This window comes from Zhenhengia yiwuensis (genome assembly GCF_014384995.1).
Lineage (GTDB): Bacteria > Bacillota > Clostridia > Lachnospirales > Cellulosilyticaceae > Zhenhengia > Zhenhengia yiwuensis.
This window is the reverse complement of record NZ_JACRSY010000030.1, coordinates 19,744-38,955: the sequence shown is the minus strand read 5'-3', so window position 1 is coordinate 38,955 and position 19,212 is coordinate 19,744. Positions and strand designations below refer to the sequence as shown.

Annotated in this window: 18 protein-coding genes; all 18 read right to left on the bottom strand. The window is 34.2% G+C overall.

Annotated elements, in window-relative coordinates; all coding sequences use genetic code 11:
- Positions 1-762 precede the first annotated feature (762 nt).
- The 18 genes from H8718_RS15390 to H8718_RS15305 all read right to left on the bottom strand — a co-directional run bounded on the left by H8718_RS15390 (position 763) and on the right by H8718_RS15305 (position 19,157).
- A complete protein-coding gene (locus H8718_RS15390; protein WP_249333584.1) occupies positions 763-2,007 on the bottom strand; it encodes a dicarboxylate/amino acid:cation symporter in 1,245 nt (414 codons plus the stop codon).
- A 113-nt stretch (positions 2,008-2,120) separates the two neighbouring features.
- On the bottom strand, positions 2,121-3,353 hold the full coding sequence (locus tag H8718_RS15385; RefSeq protein ID WP_249333583.1) for a BaiN/RdsA family NAD(P)/FAD-dependent oxidoreductase: 1,233 nt from the start codon (positions 3,351-3,353) through the stop codon (positions 2,121-2,123).
- Between the two features lie 119 nt (positions 3,354-3,472).
- A complete protein-coding gene (gene pgsA / locus H8718_RS15380; RefSeq protein ID WP_177672087.1) occupies positions 3,473-4,033 on the bottom strand; it encodes a CDP-diacylglycerol--glycerol-3-phosphate 3-phosphatidyltransferase in 561 nt (186 codons plus the stop codon).
- Positions 4,034-4,062: 29 nt separating this feature from the next.
- The gene (gene rimO / locus H8718_RS15375) at positions 4,063-5,397 is read right to left on the bottom strand and encodes a 30S ribosomal protein S12 methylthiotransferase RimO (RefSeq protein ID WP_283246246.1); all 1,335 of its coding nucleotides are present in this window, start codon (positions 5,395-5,397) and stop codon (positions 4,063-4,065) included.
- Positions 5,398-5,411: 14 nt separating this feature from the next.
- Complete coding sequence (gene folD, locus H8718_RS15370) at positions 5,412-6,254, bottom strand: bifunctional methylenetetrahydrofolate dehydrogenase/methenyltetrahydrofolate cyclohydrolase FolD (RefSeq protein WP_249333582.1); 843 nt, start codon at positions 6,252-6,254, stop codon at positions 5,412-5,414.
- Between the two features lie 20 nt (positions 6,255-6,274).
- Positions 6,275-7,945, bottom strand: coding sequence for a formate--tetrahydrofolate ligase (locus H8718_RS15365; protein ID WP_249333586.1), 1,671 nt, complete (start codon positions 7,943-7,945; stop codon positions 6,275-6,277).
- Positions 7,945-10,257, bottom strand: coding sequence for an FtsK/SpoIIIE family DNA translocase (locus H8718_RS15360; RefSeq protein ID WP_177672090.1), 2,313 nt, complete (start codon positions 10,255-10,257; stop codon positions 7,945-7,947). Before H8718_RS15360 ends, H8718_RS15365 begins: the two co-directional genes overlap by 1 nt.
- A gap of 99 nt (positions 10,258-10,356) precedes the next feature.
- The gene (locus H8718_RS15355) at positions 10,357-10,575 is read right to left on the bottom strand and encodes a YlzJ-like family protein (protein ID WP_249333581.1); all 219 of its coding nucleotides are present in this window, start codon (positions 10,573-10,575) and stop codon (positions 10,357-10,359) included.
- Entirely contained in the window at positions 10,576-11,319 is a 744-nt protein-coding gene (locus H8718_RS15350; protein WP_330597744.1) for a ClpP family protease, read from the bottom strand.
- A 63-nt stretch (positions 11,320-11,382) separates the two neighbouring features.
- On the bottom strand, positions 11,383-12,582 hold the full coding sequence (gene dapG / locus H8718_RS15345; protein ID WP_177672093.1) for an aspartate kinase: 1,200 nt from the start codon (positions 12,580-12,582) through the stop codon (positions 11,383-11,385).
- A gap of 78 nt (positions 12,583-12,660) precedes the next feature.
- On the bottom strand, positions 12,661-12,906 hold the full coding sequence (locus H8718_RS15340; RefSeq protein WP_249333580.1) for a TIGR03905 family TSCPD domain-containing protein: 246 nt from the start codon (positions 12,904-12,906) through the stop codon (positions 12,661-12,663).
- A gap of 285 nt (positions 12,907-13,191) precedes the next feature.
- On the bottom strand, positions 13,192-13,911 hold the full coding sequence (locus H8718_RS15335; protein ID WP_177672095.1) for a LytR/AlgR family response regulator transcription factor: 720 nt from the start codon (positions 13,909-13,911) through the stop codon (positions 13,192-13,194).
- A gap of 81 nt (positions 13,912-13,992) precedes the next feature.
- Positions 13,993-14,187: a hypothetical protein gene (locus tag H8718_RS15330; protein WP_177672096.1), complete on the bottom strand. Its 195-nt coding sequence runs from the start codon at positions 14,185-14,187 to the stop codon at positions 13,993-13,995.
- Between the two features lie 61 nt (positions 14,188-14,248).
- Positions 14,249-14,812, bottom strand: a complete 564-nt coding sequence (cobU, locus tag H8718_RS15325) for a bifunctional adenosylcobinamide kinase/adenosylcobinamide-phosphate guanylyltransferase (RefSeq protein WP_249333579.1) — start codon at positions 14,810-14,812, stop codon at positions 14,249-14,251.
- 19 nt (positions 14,813-14,831) lie between these two features.
- Positions 14,832-15,599 carry an ABC transporter ATP-binding protein gene (locus H8718_RS15320; RefSeq protein WP_177672098.1) on the bottom strand — a complete coding sequence of 256 codons (768 nt, stop codon included), beginning with the start codon at positions 15,597-15,599 and terminating at the stop codon, positions 14,832-14,834.
- On the bottom strand, positions 15,596-16,627 hold the full coding sequence (locus H8718_RS15315) for a FecCD family ABC transporter permease (RefSeq protein ID WP_177672099.1): 1,032 nt from the start codon (positions 16,625-16,627) through the stop codon (positions 15,596-15,598). The genes H8718_RS15320 and H8718_RS15315 overlap by 4 nt, the downstream gene beginning before the upstream one ends.
- 3 nt (positions 16,628-16,630) lie before the next feature.
- Positions 16,631-17,593 (bottom strand): ABC transporter substrate-binding protein, encoded by a 963-nt coding sequence (locus H8718_RS15310; RefSeq protein ID WP_249333578.1) that lies wholly within the window; start codon positions 17,591-17,593, stop codon positions 16,631-16,633.
- A 16-nt stretch (positions 17,594-17,609) separates the two neighbouring features.
- Positions 17,610-19,157: a cobyric acid synthase gene (locus tag H8718_RS15305; protein WP_249333577.1), complete on the bottom strand. Its 1,548-nt coding sequence runs from the start codon at positions 19,155-19,157 to the stop codon at positions 17,610-17,612.
- Between the last annotated feature and the right edge of the window lie 55 nt (positions 19,158-19,212).

Below are 19,212 nucleotides of genomic sequence, written 5' to 3'. Positions count from 1 at the left end.
TTCAAGCGTGAATCAGTGGTTTTATTATATGAAACATCTTAATTTTGAAGATGGTATCATTGTGACGAATTAGTGGTATCTATAAGTGAAAGGGTGGATTTTTGAGCCCGTAATATTCAATCAACTTTTAATGCAGTGTGCAGAAAGCTGCATAGATTATAAATAAGTTAATATATACTTAGATTATCCCAAAATCCATATTATTAAATAGCTTATATGCTAATAAAATTTATAGATGATTTCAAACAAAAAAAGATACATATCGCCCCTATACTCTGTAGAGGGAAAATAGAGTATCTACTAAAATAATTACTAGTTTGTTACATAAACTTGTCTTAAGATTTGATTCAAGCGTTAAAAAGCAGTAAATAGATAGATATGAAGCTGAAGCATATCTATCTATCAAAAATATATTTAAGGATACTGTTTGCATCTATGATTATCATAGATTAAAATGGTGATTTTACAGTATATACACCTTTCAACCACTATAGATTCCTACACAAGAGGTATAGTAGCCTATGCTATAGGTAATAGAAAGAATATCAAATTTGTTAAAAATTTTTTAGGTAATAGATCTATAGAGAGTTTCCATAGCTCACTTAAATAAGAATCACCTCGTAGTTATAAGCTGAATATAAATCACTGACTCAAAATTGGTTAGAAAACTATTCTATAAAAAGAGTAAAATAACAACAAAAAATAGACACGGTTTTCTTTTACCGTGCCTACTAAAAATGTAGCATTATCCTTTTTAACCTTTTATTCTATTTCTAAAGCACCACTTAAGTAATTCTCTTCTGTTACTTGTGCATCACAACTCGAAACGAATACGCAAGCTGATAAATCACCTGTTACATTAACAGAAGTTGTAATCATATCTAAGATACGATCCACCCCAGCAATTAAAGCAATGGCTTCTAATGGTAAGCCAATAGAAGTAAGTACCATTGTCATCATGACAATAACTGTTCCTGGAATAGCAGCAGCCCCTACAGAAGCAAGCGAAGCTGTAATAAGTAAAATAATAAGCTGTGTGAACGAAAGTTCAATACCATAAAGTTGAGCAATAAATACAGCACATGCTGATTGATAAATAGCACCGCCATCCATATTAATTGTAGAACCAATATTAAGTACAAATTGAGCAATTTCTTGTTTAATACCTAAATTTTCTTTAGCGCATTTAAGTGATACTGGTAAAGCTGCAGCACTACTTGCTGTAGAGAAGGAAATCATTTGAGCTGGTAGTACACTCTTAATAAATTGCATAGGATTCATACCTGCAAATATTTTTGCACTTCCTACATAAACCACTAGACATTGAATAAGACTTGCTACAAGAATCACAACAATAAGTTTGATAAGTGAAATAAGAATTCCCCATCCATTTGTTGCTACAACATCTGCAATTAAAGCACATACTGCAATAGGTGTTATTTTCATAATCATTTCTACAATTTTATACATTACATCTGCAAAATCATTAAAAACCGCTTTTGCATATTGAGCTTTATTTCCTAAACTATTAATAGCTATCCCCGTAAAGGCACCAAAAATAATAACTTGAAGTGTATTACCTTCTACTAAAGCTTTAAAAGGATTTGTTGGTACAATATCTACTAGCATTTGCATTAAAGGTGTAGCTTCTGGAATATTGGCTTGTCCTATTTCAAGCGTAATCCCCATACCTGGTTTAATAAAGAGTGCTAAACTCATTCCAATAAATGCCGCCATTAATGTCGTCCCCATATAATAGAGCAATGTCTTTTTACCTATAACGCCTAGTCTGTTCATATCTCCTACATGGGTCATACTAGATACTAATGTACATAAAATAAGTGGTACAATAACCATTTTCATTAAATTTAAGAATATAGTACCTGTAGGTTGAATGATATATGTAAGTAGTGCATTTAACTGCATAAATTGAATAACCATTCCTAAAAATACCCCTAATATTAGGCCGATAAAAATTTTACTTGATAATCCTAATTTGTTTTTCATCTGTCATTCTCCTCTTTCGGTATAATTGTATACAATTATACTTTATGTAGAAATATATAGCAAGCTATTTTTTAAAAAAAGATAAAAAAATAAGAAGTAATGATTTTTTATCATTACTTCTTATTTTTTGTAATACTTTTGGCACATAAATACCCCATAGAAAAAGCAGCCTGTATATTATAACCACCTGTATCTCCATCAATATCTAGTACTTCTCCAGCAAAATAAAGGCCTTTTTGTTTACGACTTTCCATAGTTGTAGGATTAACTTCTTTAAGAGTAATACCACCTGCTGTAACCATAGCTGAGTTCATACCACCTGTCCCTGATAAATTAAATTCACATTTAGTAAGTTTTGAAACTAAATCTTCTCTCTCTTTCTTTGAAAGACGTGCACAACTTTGTTCAGGTAACACCCCTATAGACTCACAAACAACTTCACAAAAACTTCTTGGTAAATTATAATTTTTAAGATAATTTACAACAGATTCCTTACCACGTACTGGAATTTCCTCAGCAAAACGCTTTCTAGCTTCTTCGTAGCTTAAAGGATAAAGATAATTAACAGTAATTTGATCACCTGGTACAATCCATCTAGTGGCATCAAGAATAACCGGACCTGATAGGCCCTTATGTGTAAAGAGTAAGCTTCCTATACGTTCTGTAATCTTCTTTTTCTCATGCCATAATGTAATTTGAGCATTTTTAAAGGATATCCCTGATAACTCACAAAAGTTTCTTTCATGTGTCGTTACATAGGTTAATGCTGGTCTAGGTTCCACAATAGTATGTCCCAAACTACTTGCTAGAACATAACCATCTCCTGTACAACCGAGATGAGGAAAAGATTTGCCTCCAGTAGCAATAATCACATTATCACTAAAGTAGCGATCTCCGGCCTCTGTTTCTAGAGTAAAAATACCATCATACACTTTAATCATTTTAACTGTTTGATTATATTTAATTAAAACATTATGCTTTTTACATGATTGAAGCAAAGCACCTCTTATATCTGCACTTTTATGACTTTTAGGAAAAACCTTATTATTTTCTTCTCTTACATAGGTTGCAACACCTTCATTATCAAAGAAGTGAATAGTATCTTCATTAGTAAAAGTCAATAAAGCTTTTTTAATAAATTTACCATGCTCACCATAACGATCAAAGAAATCTGTAACTGAGCCACTATGTGTAAAGTTGCACTGTGCACCTCCTGAAACAAGCAATTTTCTGCCTGCTTCTTGATTCTTCTCAAGAACAAGTACTTTTTGATTCTGTTTCCCTAGCTCCTGTGCAGCAAATAGTCCTGCTGGACCCGCACCAATAATGATTGTATGATAATGCATAGTAACCTCCTTATAAATCAGTAACTTTTATATAATAGCAAGATTGTTCTAGAATTGCAACTTATATTTTTGTAAAAAAATCCAGGCTAATGCCTGGATTCTAAAATAGGTTCTTCTTATTATTGCTCTTTGAAAACTTGCTTATTCTGCCATAGATATTGAATGCCTGAAATAATAGTTAAAACTAATGCAACATAAGCAAGAATTAGCCCTAAATATTGCCATACTATATGTGAAACAGGTGTTAAATAAACAATAATCATGAGCATTTGTATAGTTGTCTTCCATTTACCTAGTGGATTGGCTGCAATAACAACCTGATTATTCGCTGCTAAAAGTCTTATACCTGATACAGCAAACTCTCTTAATAAAATAACAACAACAATCCATGCTGGTAAAACACCTGCAGGTAATACATGTGATAAATCTACAAGTGCAATCATTGCTGCTGTTACAAGCATTTTGTCTGCTAAAGGATCCATAAACTTTCCTAGATTTGTAACCAATTTATATTTTCTAGCTAAATAACCATCTAAAAAATCTGTCAAACTTGCAATAACAAAAATAGCAAGTGCAATCCATAGTGTTGTTTCTAAAGGAAGCCACGGATTCCATATAATACCCATAAATACAAATACTAGAAGAACTCTCCCTACAGTTAATTGATTAGCAATATTCATACCTTATATCCCCATTTCCTAAATAGCGCTTATACTAATTCACCTATAAGGTCATAGTCGCTTGCACCTGTAATTTTAACATCTACATAATCACCTGAAATTAATTCACCTTCATATTGAACAAATACTTGTCCATCGATATCTGGTGCATCTTGGTAAGTACGTGCAAGATAAACTGGTTCATTTGCAAGTTTACCTTCAATAAGTACACGCATTGTACGACCAATTTTCTCATGTGTTAAGACTTCTGAAATATCATGTTGCATGCTCATAATAATTTCTTTACGCTGCATTTTAACTTCTTCATCAATTTGATCTTTAAGTCTTGCTGCAGGTGTACCTTCTTCTTGTGAATAAGTAAATACACCTAAACGATCAAAACGCATTTCTTTTACAAAGTTGCAAAGTACTTCAAAGTCCTCTTCTGTCTCACCTGGGAATCCTACAATAAGTGTTGTACGAATTGCAATACCTGGTACTTCAGCTCTTAATTTATTCATTTTTTCAATAAGTTCAGCATGTGTACTCTTTCTTGCCATGCGTTTAAGAACTGGGTCTGCCGCATGTTGAATTGGAATATCTAAATACTTACATACTTTATCATTTGTCTTAATTTCTTCAATAAGTTCATCAGTAATATTTTCTGGATAGCAATAAAGAATACGAATCCACTCAATACCTTCTACACTTGAGAGCTCTCTTAATAGAGTAACAAGTGTAATATCACCTTCAAGGTCTGTTCCATATAATGTTGTATCCTGTGCAACTAAAATAAGTTCACTTACACCATCTTTTGCTAATTTTTCAGCTTCTTTTTTAAGCTGTTCAATTGGTCTACTTCTATATTTACCACGTAATGATGGAATGATACAATAAGTACATTTGTTATCGCAGCCTTCTGCTATTTTCATATAAGCGAAGTATCCTGCTGTTGTTAAGATACGAGGCATATTTTCTAAGTGCTCACGGTCAATGGTATCAAATTTAGAAACTCTCACGCCTTTAGCTTCTAAAGCTTCTGTTACTGTTTCTACAATTTTATCATAAGAAGTTGTTCCAACTACAGCATCTACTTCTGGCATCTCTTCTAAAATCTCTTCTTTATAGCGTTGCGCCATACATCCTGTTACAATAAGTGCTTTACACTTACCAATTTCTTTATATTTAGCAACTTCTAAAATCTGCTCAATACTTTCTCTTTTAGCATCTTCAATAAAACAGCATGTGTTTACTACGAGAACCTCTGCCTCAGATTCATCTCCTATAAGTGTAAAGCCTGCTTCATGTAAAAGGCCTAACATATGTTCGCTGTCTACTAAGTTTTTGTCACATCCTAAGGATACAAAGGCTATTGTATTTGTCAAAATAATTCTCCTTCCTAATGTGTTGCTGCAAGTACACAGTTGTACATCAGCATAGCAATGGTCATAGGCCCTACGCCTTTAGGCACTGGTGTAATCAGACTCGCTATACCTTGAGCAGAATCAAAATCTACATCTCCACAAAGTTTGCCATTTTCATCTCTGTTCATTCCAACATCTATGACAACGGCCCCCTCTTTAAGCATATGTCCTTTAACAAATTTTGCTTTTCCAACTGCAACTACAACCACATCAGCTTGTTTAATTTCTTCTTCTAGATTTGTCGTCTTTGAATGACATATAGTTACTGTAGCATTTTCTCGTAATAAAAGCAAACTAATTGGTTTACCAACGATATTACTTCTTCCTACTACAACACACTTTTTACCTTCTAAAACTACCTCATAACGTCTTAAAAGTTCTATAATTCCTGCTGGTGTACAGCTTATAAAACCTGGAGCACCTACTAAAAGCGCTCCAGCATTTTCTATATGGAAACCATCAACGTCTTTATGAGGTGCAATGGCTTTAATAACTTTTTGCTCATCCATATGTCTTGGAAGTGGCATTTGAACAAGAATGCCATGAACTTTTTCATCTTGATTTAAAGTATCTATGAGTTCAAGCAAACTATCTTCGCTTGTATTTTCAGGGAGTTCATATGAAAAAGATTTAATCCCTACGTATTCACAAGCTTTTTTCTTATTACCTACATAAACTTTTGAAGCACTATTATCTCCAACTAAGACAACTGCAAGTCCAGGTGTAAGTCCCTTTTCTTTAAGGTCTTCTACTTGCTTTTTAAGATCCTCTTTAATTTCAGATGCGATCATTTCTCCATCAATAATTTTAGTTTGCATATACTCTCCCCTTTTCTTTATTAGAATAAGCCTGTAATTGTGCCTTTTGCATCAATATCAATAGCTTCCGCTGCAGGTTTTTTAGGTAGACCTGGCATAGTCATAACACTGCCTGTAAGGGCTACAATAAATCCTGCTCCTGCTGATATTCTAATTTCTCTTATTGTTGTTGTAAAGCCCTCTGGTCTACCTAAAGCTTTTGGATCATCAGAAAGAGAGTATTGGTTTTTAGCCATACATACTGGTAAATGGCTAAGTCCTAAACTATTAATTTTAGCAATAGCTTTTTTAGCATTTGGTTCGATATGAATATTTGCTGCACCATAAATTTCAGTTGCAATTGTGCGGATTTTTTCTTCAATGCTAAGTTCATCTTCATAGAGATAATGGAAATTACTTGTTTTATTTTCTAAAACATCCATTACTTTTTCAGCAAGCTGAAGGCCGCCTTCACCGCCATGCTCCCATACTGTAGCAGGTGCAAAATCACATCCTAATGCTTCACAGCTTTCTTTTACATAAGCAATCTCTGCATCTGTATCTGTAATGAACTGATTAAGTGTTACAATAACTGGCACACCGAATTTATGTATGTTCTCGATGTGTTTTTGAAGATTTGCAATACCTTTTGTAAGGGCTTCTACATTTTCTTCTTTTAAGTCTTCTTTTGCTACACCACCGTTGTATTTAAGTGCACGGATTGTTGTTACAAGAACAACTGCGTCTGGCTTTAAACCTGCTTTACGGCATTTAATATCAAAGAATTTTTCAGCACCAAGATCTGCTCCAAATCCAGCTTCTGTTACAACTACATCTCCAAGTTTAAGTGCTAGGTTAGTAGCTCGTACACTGTTGCAACCATGTGCAATATTAGCAAATGGCCCACCATGCATTACAACTGGTGTATTTTCAAGCGTTTGAACAAGGTTTGGCTTAATAGCGTCTTTAAGCATAGCTGCCATAGCACCTTGAGCATTTAAATCTCTTGCTGTCACAGGATTTCCTTCATAAGTATAACCAACAATAATATTTCCAATTCTTTCTTTTAAATCTACAAGATCAGTTGCTAAACATAAAATGGCCATAATTTCAGATGCAACTGTAATCATAAAACCATCTTCTCTTGGCACACCATTAAGCACCCCACCAAGTCCTACTACAATATCACGAAGCGCGCGGTCATTAAGGTCTACACAACGTTTCCATGTTAATGTTCTAGCATCAATATTAAGTGCATTACCTTGATGAATATGATTATCAATCATAGAAGCTAAAAGGTTGTTCGCTACTCCAATAGCATGAATATCACCTGTAAAGTGTAGGTTAATATCTTCCATTGGAACAACTTGTGCATAGCCACCACCAGCTGCACCACCTTTAATCCCCATACATGGTCCTAAAGAAGGCTCGCGAAGTGCAATAATAGCATTTTGTCCAAGTTTACAAAGTGCTTGTCCAAGTCCTACAGTAATAGTTGTTTTTCCTTCACCTGCTGGTGTTGGGTTAGTTGCTGTTACAAGAACAAGTTTACCATTTTTTTTATCTTTAACTGTTTCAAAAAGTTCATGTGTTAATTTTGCTTTGTAATTACCATAGAGCTCTACGCTCTCTTCAGGTATTCCTGCCTTTTTAGCTACCTCCATAATAGGTAACATTTTTGCCTCTTGTGCAATTTGGATGTCTGACTTAATCATAGTTCTTCTCCCTTACTAAGTTGATTTTGTTGTAATACTTTACGTGGTTTACTCCCTTCATCAGGACCTACAATGCCCCTTGCTTCCAACATTTCCATTAGTCTTGATGCTCTATTAAAGCCTATTCTAAAATATCTTTGTAACATAGATATAGAGAGTTTCTCTTTGCCACTTGCTAATTGAATCGCTTGTGTTAATAATTCATCTTCACCATCACCCTCAATGGCAATGGCCGGAGCATGGATACTTTCCATGACCGTTTCTTCATATTGCACTTCACCACTCATTTTAACAGCTTCTACAATAGCTTCTACTTCCTGATCTGAAACAAAGGCTCCTTGAATACGTAAAGGTTTAGATTCCCCTATTGGACAGAAAAGCATATCTCCTTTTCCAAGTAGTTTTTCTGCACCATTTGAATCTAAAATGGTTCTTGAGTCAATACCAGAAGAAACAGCAAAAGCAAGTCTTGATGGAATATTAGCCTTAATAACCCCTGTAATAACATCTACAGATGGTCTTTGGGTTGCAATAACAAGGTGAATCCCTGCTGCCCTTGCCATCTGAGCAAGACGACAAATTGCATCCTCTACTTCTTTTGCAGCTGTCATCATAAGGTCTGCAAGCTCGTCTATAATAATGATAATACTTGGCATTTTAAGATTTTCATCGGTTACTTTATTATTATAACCTTTCATATCTCTTACATTATTATCAGCAAATAGCTGATAACGTTTCGTCATTTCATTAACAGCCCAGCATAGAGCTCCTGCTGCTTTTTTAGGATCTGTTACAACTGGAATCATAAGATGTGGAATACCATTATACACATTTAATTCTACTACTTTAGGGTCTATCATAATCAGTTTAACTTCTTTTGGACTTGCTTTATATAAAATACTTGTAATCAAAGTATTGATGCAAACACTTTTCCCTGAGCCAGTTGCCCCAGCTATAAGTATATGTGGCATCTTTCCAATATCAGCTACAATAGGTTTACCTGCAATATCTTTTCCTAATGCAAAAGCAAGTTTAGAAGGAAATGCAGCAAATTGGTCAGATTCAATCACATCTCTTAAATAAACCATTTCACTTGTATCATTAGGCACTTCAATACCTACAGCAGCTTTTCCTGGAATAGGCGCTTCAATACGAATACCTGACGCTGCTAAATTTAAAGCAATATCATCTGCTAAATTAACAATTTTACTTACTTTAACACCTTGCTTAGGTTGCAATTCATATCTGGTTACTGTAGGCCCTTTATTAATTTGAGTCACCTTAGCTTCTACACCAAAGCTTAAAAGTGTATCTTCTAATTTTTTAGCATTGCTTAATGAAGCACGTGAGCTTGTCTTTTGAGAACTACCTTCACCTTTTTTAAGTAATTGAATAGAAGGGAATATGTAAGTATCATCTTGATGTATGGCTACATCTAGTTCTTCCTCTGCTTCAAAAACATTCATTTCAGCTGCTACAGGCTGATTTTTTGTATGTGTTTCTTGTGCACCTTGAGCTGCCTCTACTTCTACAGGAACTTGTTCGTCTAAAACAATAGGTGGATGTTCATAGAATGTTTCTACTTGCTCACTTGTTACAGCTACTTCTTCAAGAAGTTCCCTAGCAATAAGCTTTTCTTGGTTTATACTTTCCACTTCTAATTTTTTAGGTCTATGTACTTTTTCCTTACGTTGACTATTAAATTGCGCAAAAGCTTCTTTTAAGTGTTCTAAAAACCTTATGCCTATGTCACTTAACCATGCAAATATAGGAAATTTAGTAACTGCCAAAATCCATATACCTGCTAAAACAACTAGTATAATATAGCTTCCATATAAGCCTAGTAGCGTTAAAAGTAATTCTCCTACCAAGGCTCCTATTAGGCCACCATTTAAAAATGAAGGTTCTTTGAAAAAATCTAATCGCCACAAAGTAAAAAATTCATCTTTCCCAAATATCAGCAAATGACCAAAACTCATCAAGATTAATAGGAACGGAATGCTATACGCTAAAAATCTATAGAGCTCATTGATAGCATTTTTAAGGTAATAGTACCCTATTATAATAATAGCAAAAGGTAATAAATATCCTGCCATTCCAAAGCAACCTACAAATAAAGTTTTAATACCTGTACCTACTAATCCTGCTTGATCCGTAAAAAGGCTGACAAGAATGAGTAAGCTTATTCCAATCATGCTTATACCAATCATTTCGCTTATTAGGTCTACTCCCATTTTAGAAGTTTTTTTACTTCTAGTCTGTGTCTTCTTATTTTTTGTACTTTTATTTTTTGTTGTATTTTTTTTCATATGTAGAAAACCCCTTTATTATTTCACCTCAATCGTTCTCATGATAATGCTTTTTAAAAGACAATAGACGTATGCATGAAGCATACATCTATTATTATATCATCGAATAATTTTATTGATAAGATTATTTTGCAATAAAGTTCCTGGTTGTAAGGTATCAATCAGAAAATCACTTGGATTACTAGAATAAATTCTATCTAATATATAACCATTTTCCGTCTTACAAGCTAGCACTTGTAGCCCGTTATAATCAAGCATTTCATATTCTGGTGCCTGCTCATCAGGCATGTAAATAGGCAATATAGAATAGTATGCCATCTATACTTCACCTTCTTTAGCTAGAATCATTTCATGAAGCTTATGAAGTGCTTCCTTAAGCCCTCCTACTTCATGAATAATTTTTTCTTCTACAGCTTGTTTACCTACAAGAATAGTTCCCATATCTTTAGCAAGTTTACCTGTATCTAACATAAGTTCTCTAAAACGTTCTGGGGAAATACCTGAATTACTTGAAACAAACTCTACAATACGTTCTTGCATTTGATCAAAATATTCAAAAGTTTGGACGACACCTAATACTGTTCCATTCATTCTAACAGGATGAATCGTCATAGTTGCACTTGGTGTAATAAATGAATAGTCACTAGATACAGCAATAGGTACACCTATAGAATGTGCACCACCTAATACTAAGGATACAACAGGTTTCTCAAAAGATGCAATAAGCTCTGCAAGTGCTAGTCCTGCTTCTACGTCCCCTCCTACTGTATTTAAGATAACAAGTAAGCCCTTAATTTTAGGATCATCTGATAAGGCTACAAGTTGCGGAATAATATGTTCGTATTTAGTTGTTTTATTTTGAGGTGGCATACTTACATGACCTTCTACTTGGCCAATAATAGTAATACAATGTATGCCACTTCCTTCTTCTGTATTTACAGGTACTTGCCCAAACTCTTTAATTTGATTATTTTTTTCATTTTCTGACGGCATTGGATTCTTTGGTGCCTCTTCCTTATTAGGATTATCGTTATTTTGTACAGATTGTTTTAAATTAGTCATTTTAAGCCTCACTTTAATTTGCTTTTAAATTTAGTATGCAAAAAAAAGTGAGGCTTATACCTATTAAAGATTAAATTCTTGATGAAGTGCTGTAATGGCTTTTGAAACATGCACTTCACTTATAAGACATCCAATAGTTGTAAGAGAATCTGCTGTTTGGAGAACTTCTACACCTGCTTTATGGAAAGCCTTCATAATACGAGACATAACACCTGGTACACCTGTCATACGTTCACCAATAGCAGTAACTTTACAGCATCCTTCAAGAAGCGTATATTCATAATGATACATTTGAAGGAGCCTTTCAAGTTTTTCCTTATCTTCTTGATCAATGGTAAACACTTTATAAGTTGGGAAAATATTAATAAGGTCTATGCTAATTTGCTCTTCTGCAACACATTCTAATAAATCTTTTTCTTCTTGATCATTTTCCATAATCGTAAACTGTATACGACCTAATCGATGTGCTACACCTGTAATAACTTTTGTATCTTTTTCACTGCTTGTAAGCCCTTTTACACTTTGAACAATATACGTACCTTCTGCATTTGAGAAGGTATTTTTAATAACAAGAGGAATATTAGCACGCATAGCATACTCTACAGCTCGTGGATGAATAACCTTAGCACCACTATCTGCCATTTGGAATACCTCATTATAACTAATAGCTGGAATAATATGTGCTTGCTCACATACACGTGGGTCAGCTGTCATAATACCATCTACATCTGTAAAAATTTCAATACGATCAGCTTCTAACAGTCCACCTAACATAGCTGCTGTTGTATCGCTACCACCTCTCCCAAGTGTTGTAACCTCTCCCTCTATAGTCATCCCTTGAAATCCTGCTACAACAGGAATAATCTCTTTTTCTAAATAACGTTTAACAGCTTCTGTTTTACCATACAGCAAATCAGCTTTCTTATGTGCATTATCTGTAATAATACCACTTTGCCCTCCAGTAAGTGCTACAGCAGGGTAACCTTCATTTTGAAGCATAGTGGCAATAGTAACAGCTGATATAATTTCTCCACAAGATAATAAAAGATCATACTCCCTATCTTCTATCTCTCCTGCTTCTTCTTTGACAAATTGAAGAAGTGTATCTGTTGCATAAGGTGAAGGCATTCTACCCATAGCAGATACCACCACCACGGGTGCCTCTCCTTGACTTTTTGCCTCAATAATTTTATTTAAAACTTCTTTTCTTGCCCCGCTTGTTGCAACGGAGGTTCCTCCAAATTTTTGAATAATTATTTTCATATGCTTAATCCTTTCGAAACATCTAAGCTCACTTATATATATATTATAAACATAAAAAAAGTAGACTAAATCTACTTTTTATGCTTGTATGTATTCTTCTAAAGCTTTTGCAAGTTGATCTGGACAAGAAGTACCACGACCACGGCAATCAATACCTTTTAATCTTTTGATAGCTTCATGTACTTCCATCCCTTGGATTAAAGATGCTACACCTAAAGTATTCCCAGGGCATCCTCTAACAAAAGTTACTTCCTTAACAATGTTATCTTCTACCTCAAATAAAATTTCACTTGAACAGACACCTGATGTTGTATACTTTTCCATCTTCAACACTCCTTATATGTAATCATTTTGACTTTAGTAGTATATCATATTTACGGAGAGAACGAAATAAAAAACAGCTATAAATATAAACTTATAGCTGCTTACCCCTTATTTTATACGTTCATTGTGGACTCAAATAGCAATTTAAAATTTCCGTTCAACAATCTGCTGTTTCCCTTTTTGTTTGGATATCCGTAATTTGAATATATCATTCTTATCCATCTTCTTCAAGATTCTAAACATAACTGGACAAAAATATAACATAATTGGACATTTCCCTTTTACTTACATTCTAATCTCTAAACTCTTAGATAATCTTTCTCTTACTGCCTTTTGTTTATATTTACTCAAAAAGACTGAAGTGCCATCTTCTAAAATGACTTCAGAGTTTTTAATTTCTTTTACTTTTTTACTATTTACAATAAAACTTCGGTGGGTACGTATAAACCCCTCAAAAGCAAGCATTTCTTCTAATTTATTAATATTGTAGTGGCAGATGTAATCATGATCTTCCAAGTGTATCGTTGTTTTACGATGGTTACTTTCTACATAAAGAATATGACTAAGATCCAGTTTAACACTCCCTTGAGTTGTAGGGAAAATGTATATATTATTCTTTGAATAATGTGTTTCTAAATGTTTATAAATATCTTTTAGATTTAGATTAAAAGTTTCAGCATCAAGTGGTTTTAAAAGATAATCATAGACATGTACTTTATAACCCATTAAAGCATACTCCGTGGTGTGTGTTACAAATATAAGTGTTGCCTGCCTATTACATACTCTAACCTGCCTTGCCAATTCTATTCCTGAGCACTCTTTCATATCTACATCTAAAAAAACAATATGATAAGGATCTTCTTTGAGCTGTTCTAAAAAGGATTTCCCGCTTTCATATTCATATATCTGAGCAGGTATCTCATATTTTTGATTAAAATTTTTAATATAGCACTTTAAAGTCTGCCTATCTTGAATATTCTCATCACAAATTGCTATTTTTATCATTGTATCACCATGTTACTTCTTATTTTCGTTTCTATTATATAAGGATGTCCTATAAAATGTAAAGAAAAAAGGCTTTAGTCTTTATCCTAAAGCCCCTTTTCTTGATTCCCAATGTATGCATTCTGAATCTATATTGTGATTTGGGCAATTAAACTGCTTTTGGCAACCACTTCTATAGCATTCCACCATTCGATTATCATGTGTATAATATTTATAATAACCCTCTTTAAAATGTTTACACGTATAACAAGTCATTTCTTTAACTTGTACTGCCATTTAATCCCCCACCTCCCTCTTCCTACTTTATGTGGGGGCATTTAAATCTATTCCTTATTTTTTATTTAAGTTTTAAAGGTAACCCTGAAGCTAAGAAGAATACTTCATCAGCTTCTTTTGCAAGACGTTGATTAATACGCCCTGCAATATCTCTAAAGATATTACCCAAACGATAGGCTGGCACTACCCCTAAGCCTACCTCATTTGAAACAATAATAAGCTCTTTGCCATGTTGCTTACATATACTTAATAAATCCTCAACTTCTTTTAAAATATCTTGCTCAATTTCATCAATAACTGTTCTTTTGACATGGTCAAAGTCTACTTCATACTGCAGTAATAGATTAGTCACCATAAGAGTCATACAATCTAGTAAGATAATAGAACTTTGTTTAAAGTCTTCTTTTACTTCAAGTAAATTAAAATCCTTAAACTGTTCTATAGTATGCCAATGGTTAGGTCTAGCTGCCTGATGCTTTTTAATGCGGTCTTTCATATCTTCATCAAAAGCTATAGCTGTTGCAATATAAAGTACATGGGCACTCATTTTATCAGATAACTCATGTGCTTTCTGTTCTGCATAAGTACTCTTACCACTGCGTGCTCCACCTAAAATAAATAGCATAATGATACCTCCTTTACTTTTAATCGATTTTAGGAACAATATAAGTATGCGGAAAATCTTCAATAATTTTCAACTTATGTTTATAAACATCGTGAAGTTTTTCACTCTTAAGTACCTTTTCTTTTTCTCCTGCCAGTACAACTTCACCTTTTTCAAGCAAAACGATATGATCACAATACTGAAAAGCCAAATTCAAATCATGCAGTACCATTATAACTGTCAATCCATACTTTTCTTTAATAGCCTGTAAGCGACTTAAAAGCTCTATACTGTTATGGACATCTAACATAGAAATGGGTTCATCTAAGAGCAGAAGAGGTGTCTTTTGAGCGAGTGCACGTCCTATAAAGACTTTTTGCGCTTCTCCACCACTTAAGCTCATAATAGAGCGTTCTTTAAAGGGGCAAAGTGATAACTCTTCTATAATCTGTTCTACGATATTTTGATCTTCTTTATTTTGACTTCCTAATAAATCTAAATAAGGATAACGTCCCATAGCAATCATTTCTTCTACTGTAAAATCTACGTCTCTTGCATTTTCTTGAAAAACGAAGCTACACTTTTTAGCATAATCTTTTGTTCTAATTTTAATAACATCCTGTCCCTCAAAGAAAATAGTCTGTTTTGCCGGCTCAATAATACGCATTATATGTTTAAGCAGTGTACTTTTACCTGCACCATTAGGGCCAATCATACCATATATTTTATTCTTTTCAAACTGTAAGTTAATATCCTTTAAAATCTGTTTTTCTCCTATTGTATAATGGAGATGCTCGACTCTAATCATGTTAGACTCCTTTTGCGCTCTCTATAAATTAAATACATAAAATAAGGTGCTCCAAATAAAGATGTAATAATGCCTAATGGTATCTCAGAAGATGAAAGAAGACTTCTTGAAAGATTATCACATAGCAAGACAAAAATCATACCTAAAAACCCACTGATTGGAAGGGTTTTAGAATAGTTAGATCCAAATAGTAAACGCACCATATGAGGAATAATAAGCCCTACAAAACCAATTGTTCCTGTAAAACATACTGTTGTAGCAATAAGGATACTGCTTAAAATCAGAAATATTTTTCTTAGCCTATTTACATCAAGCCCCATTGCCTTTGCAGCTTGTTCACCCATAAGTAAAAGATTAAGCTCTTTTCGATGAAGAAGAAAAATAAAAAGAATTGGGAAAGTTACACAGGCCAAAATAATGACACGTTTATAAGACGCACTTGCTAAAGAACCCATCCCCCATGAGAATAAGGTAAGGTTTTTATCATCTGAATAAAGCCTTATAAAGGAAAGAATTGCTGAAAAGAAGTAATTAATAGCAATACCTGATAAAAGAAGACGTATGGTTGAAGTTTTACCTTTAAGCCCTGATAGCATGCCTACAAGTACATTGGCTACAAGTGCACCTAAAAAAGCATAAAAAGGTGTAAACCCGCCTAACATAAACCCAATTCCAGCACCTAATGAAGCCCCTGAGGAAATACCTAACATAAAGGGATCTGCCATATCATTTTTAAAAAGTGCCTGATAAATAGCTCCTGTTACAGCTAAATTAAGCCCTGTTAAAAGAGCCATTAAAATACGTGGAATACGCAGGTTCATAATAACCGTTATCTGGCCCTCACCTACTGCTAGATTCTTCGGAAATCCCAAAAGCTGCTGACTTATAATTTTAAAAACATCTAAGGTCCCTATTTTGGAAACACCTATTGTTACGGAATAGAGACCTAATAGAATAATACTTATAATAAGTAGGCAATATAGAAAACCTATATTGCCTACTTTATAATTCTCCCTTATCCTTTTCATTGCTTACTTTGTTTCAGGGTGAATTATTTGAGCAAGAGCTTCAAAAGCTTGTGCCAAACGTGGACCTTGTCTTGAAATCATATTATCATCAATCTCATAAATATGCCCTTCCTGAACAGCACGTAAATCTTTATAAAAATCTGTTGTCATAAGCGTTTCTTTTAACCCTTTTCCAGCAGGTATAATAATCATATCTGGATCACCTTCAACAATTTTTTCTTTAGAAATACTCCACCTTGTGGCATCCTTGGCAATATTATCACCACCTGCAAGTTCAATCATTTGTCCAATAAATGTGTCCCCTGTTGCTGTTGAATCACTATCTCCTGCCCATACTGCATAATAAACACGAGGTTTTACTTCATCCTCTTCTAAATTATTAATACGTTCTACAACGCTTTCAACTGTTGCTTTCATTTCACTTACAACAGCTTCAGCCTCTTTAGAACGTCCTACTAAAAGACCAATATTCTCAATTGCAGAATATGTGCCGTCAAAGTCCTCTTGTTCATTTAAAAAAGCTACTGGAATATTGACTTCTCTTAATTTATTAATGACTTCATCAGATACATGCGTAGAAGCTACAACTAAATCTGGATTTAAAGCTACAATTGTTTCAACATTAGGATCAGAAGTCCCACCTACTTCTTCTGCTGCTAAAGCTTCTGTTGGGAAATCACAATATCTTGTTCTTCCTACTAGTTTATCTGTTACTCCTAATGCACCTAAAATCTCTGTTGTACTTGGCGCTAAAGAAACAATACGTTCAGGTGCTTGTGTCATAGTAATTTCTGTACCTGTAGAATCTGTAATCGTAACGGGGAAAGCCTTATCCACCTGCTCAGTTTGCCCCTGCGTACTTTCTTCTCCTGTTACTTCTTTTGGTTGTTGGCTACATCCTACTGCCCCAAATAGCATAGCGCCTGCTAGGCCAAGTAATGTAAGTTGTTTTAAAAATTTCTTCATGTTTTTCCTCCATTATCTACTCATTTTCATATAAAATATGTTTAATAGCTTCTAAGTCAAGATGGTCTCTTAAAATATTAGCAAGCTTGGTGTACTCATGATCTTTAAAACGTGCATAATCCTCTTCGTAACCATTCCTAATTTTAATAGGCCCTTCCATTTTTCCTCTTTTTTGAGCCAATTCCTTAAGAAAAGCTAGTGTAAAATGCACTTGATCAAAGATACCATGTATATAAGTCCCATAAACATCTGCCTCTCTTGCTTTATAACCTTCTATTCTAGAAGTTTTCTCACCTAAACAAGTCTGAATTTCTACAAAAGGCACCACGCCTTCACCTTGCCAAATAGTCTGTCCCATATGGATTTCATAGCCTTCTATATAAGTATCTTTACAGTTTTTAAGTAAACCTGTTTTATTTACAATACATCCACTTACTTGTGTTGTTGTCTTTTCACATTCAAACTGTGTATCGATTTCTAATAGATTAAGTCCTTCCATATGCTCAATATTATTTTCAATATAATACGGATTATAGAGCATACGTCCTAGCATCTGATAGCCTCCACATATACCAAAGATAGCCACTCCTGCTTCTTTAAGTTCCTGCAAGCATTCGTCATAGCCATTCTGTTTCAAATAATTAAGATCCTTAATGGTATTTTTAGAACCTGGTATAATAACAAGATCAGCTTCTTTTAATTCTTCTTTAGCATGTGCATAACTTACACGGACACCATCTAATGAATACAGAATATTAAAATCTGTAAAGTTAGACATATACGGCAGGCGAATGATTTTAATAACTAAATCATTTTCATTTTTTGCTTTTTGTGCATAAAAAATATCACTTACACTATCTTCATCATCAAGTGCTAGCTTAAAATATGGCACCACCCCTAATACGGGTATTTTAATAATATCCTCTAGCATTTTAAGTCCTGGTTTTAAAATCTCTACATCTCCGCGGAACTTATTGATAACCACACCTTTAACGCGCGCCCGTTCTTCCTCTGAAAGAAGTAACAGGGTTCCTGCTAATGATGCGAATACTCCACCTCGATCAATATCGCCAATAAGAATAACTGGTGCATCTACTAGCTCTGCCATTCCCATATTAACAATATCGCCTTCTCTTAAATTGATTTCTGCCGGACTACCTGCTCCTTCTAAAATAATCGTATCAAAGGAAGCTTCAAGCTTTTCATAGACTTCTTTGACTTTATGTTTGAGCTTAGGTTTAAACTGATGATAATCCATGGCTGTCATATCCTTGTACACTTCGCCCTCAATAATATATTGTGCTTTCATTTCACCTGTGGGCTTAATAAGTACCGGATTCATCAAAACAGAAGGCTTAACACCTGCAGCTTCTGCCTGCATAACTTGAGCTCTTCCCATTTCCTTCCCATCTTCTGTAATAAAAGAGTTTAAACTCATATTCTGAGATTTAAAAGGTGCTACCTTATGCCCTTCTTCGTATAAAATACGGCATAATCCTGCAACAAGTACACTCTTACCTACTGAAGATGCTGTTCCTTGAAACATCAAATTAGGCTTTCTCATAAAAACCTCCTTATAAATGGCTACAATAAAAAAAGTTAGCAAGTATCCTCCTTGC

Bases quoted from the DNA above. Each gene is read 5' to 3' on its own strand.
- H8718_RS15305 (WP_249333577.1), bottom strand. From the start codon at position 19,157: ATGAGAAAGCCTAATTTGATGTTTCAAGGAACAGCATCTTCAGTAGGT.
- H8718_RS15360 (WP_177672090.1), bottom strand. From the start codon at position 10,257: ATGAAAAAAAATACAACAAAAAATAAAAGTACAAAAAATAAGAAGACA.
- cobU (WP_249333579.1), bottom strand. From the start codon at position 14,812: ATGCTATTTATTTTAGGTGGAGCACGCAGTGGTAAGAGTACTTATGCA.
- folD (WP_249333582.1), bottom strand. From the start codon at position 6,254: ATGCAAACTAAAATTATTGATGGAGAAATGATCGCATCTGAAATTAAA.
- H8718_RS15350 (WP_330597744.1), bottom strand. From the start codon at position 11,319: ATGACTAATTTAAAACAATCTGTACAAAATAACGATAATCCTAATAAG.
- H8718_RS15320 (WP_177672098.1), bottom strand. From the start codon at position 15,599: ATGATTAGAGTCGAGCATCTCCATTATACAATAGGAGAAAAACAGATT.
- H8718_RS15390 (WP_249333584.1), bottom strand. From the start codon at position 2,007: ATGAAAAACAAATTAGGATTATCAAGTAAAATTTTTATCGGCCTAATA.
- H8718_RS15340 (WP_249333580.1), bottom strand. From the start codon at position 12,906: ATGGAAAAGTATACAACATCAGGTGTCTGTTCAAGTGAAATTTTATTT.
- H8718_RS15355 (WP_249333581.1), bottom strand. From the start codon at position 10,575: ATGGCATACTATTCTATATTGCCTATTTACATGCCTGATGAGCAGGCA.
- dapG (WP_177672093.1), bottom strand. From the start codon at position 12,582: ATGAAAATAATTATTCAAAAATTTGGAGGAACCTCCGTTGCAACAAGC.
- H8718_RS15310 (WP_249333578.1), bottom strand. From the start codon at position 17,593: ATGAAGAAATTTTTAAAACAACTTACATTACTTGGCCTAGCAGGCGCT.
- H8718_RS15330 (WP_177672096.1), bottom strand. From the start codon at position 14,187: ATGGCAGTACAAGTTAAAGAAATGACTTGTTATACGTGTAAACATTTT.
- H8718_RS15385 (WP_249333583.1), bottom strand. From the start codon at position 3,353: ATGCATTATCATACAATCATTATTGGTGCGGGTCCAGCAGGACTATTT.
- pgsA (WP_177672087.1), bottom strand. From the start codon at position 4,033: ATGAATATTGCTAATCAATTAACTGTAGGGAGAGTTCTTCTAGTATTT.
- H8718_RS15315 (WP_177672099.1), bottom strand. From the start codon at position 16,627: ATGAAAAGGATAAGGGAGAATTATAAAGTAGGCAATATAGGTTTTCTA.
- H8718_RS15335 (WP_177672095.1), bottom strand. From the start codon at position 13,911: ATGATAAAAATAGCAATTTGTGATGAGAATATTCAAGATAGGCAGACT.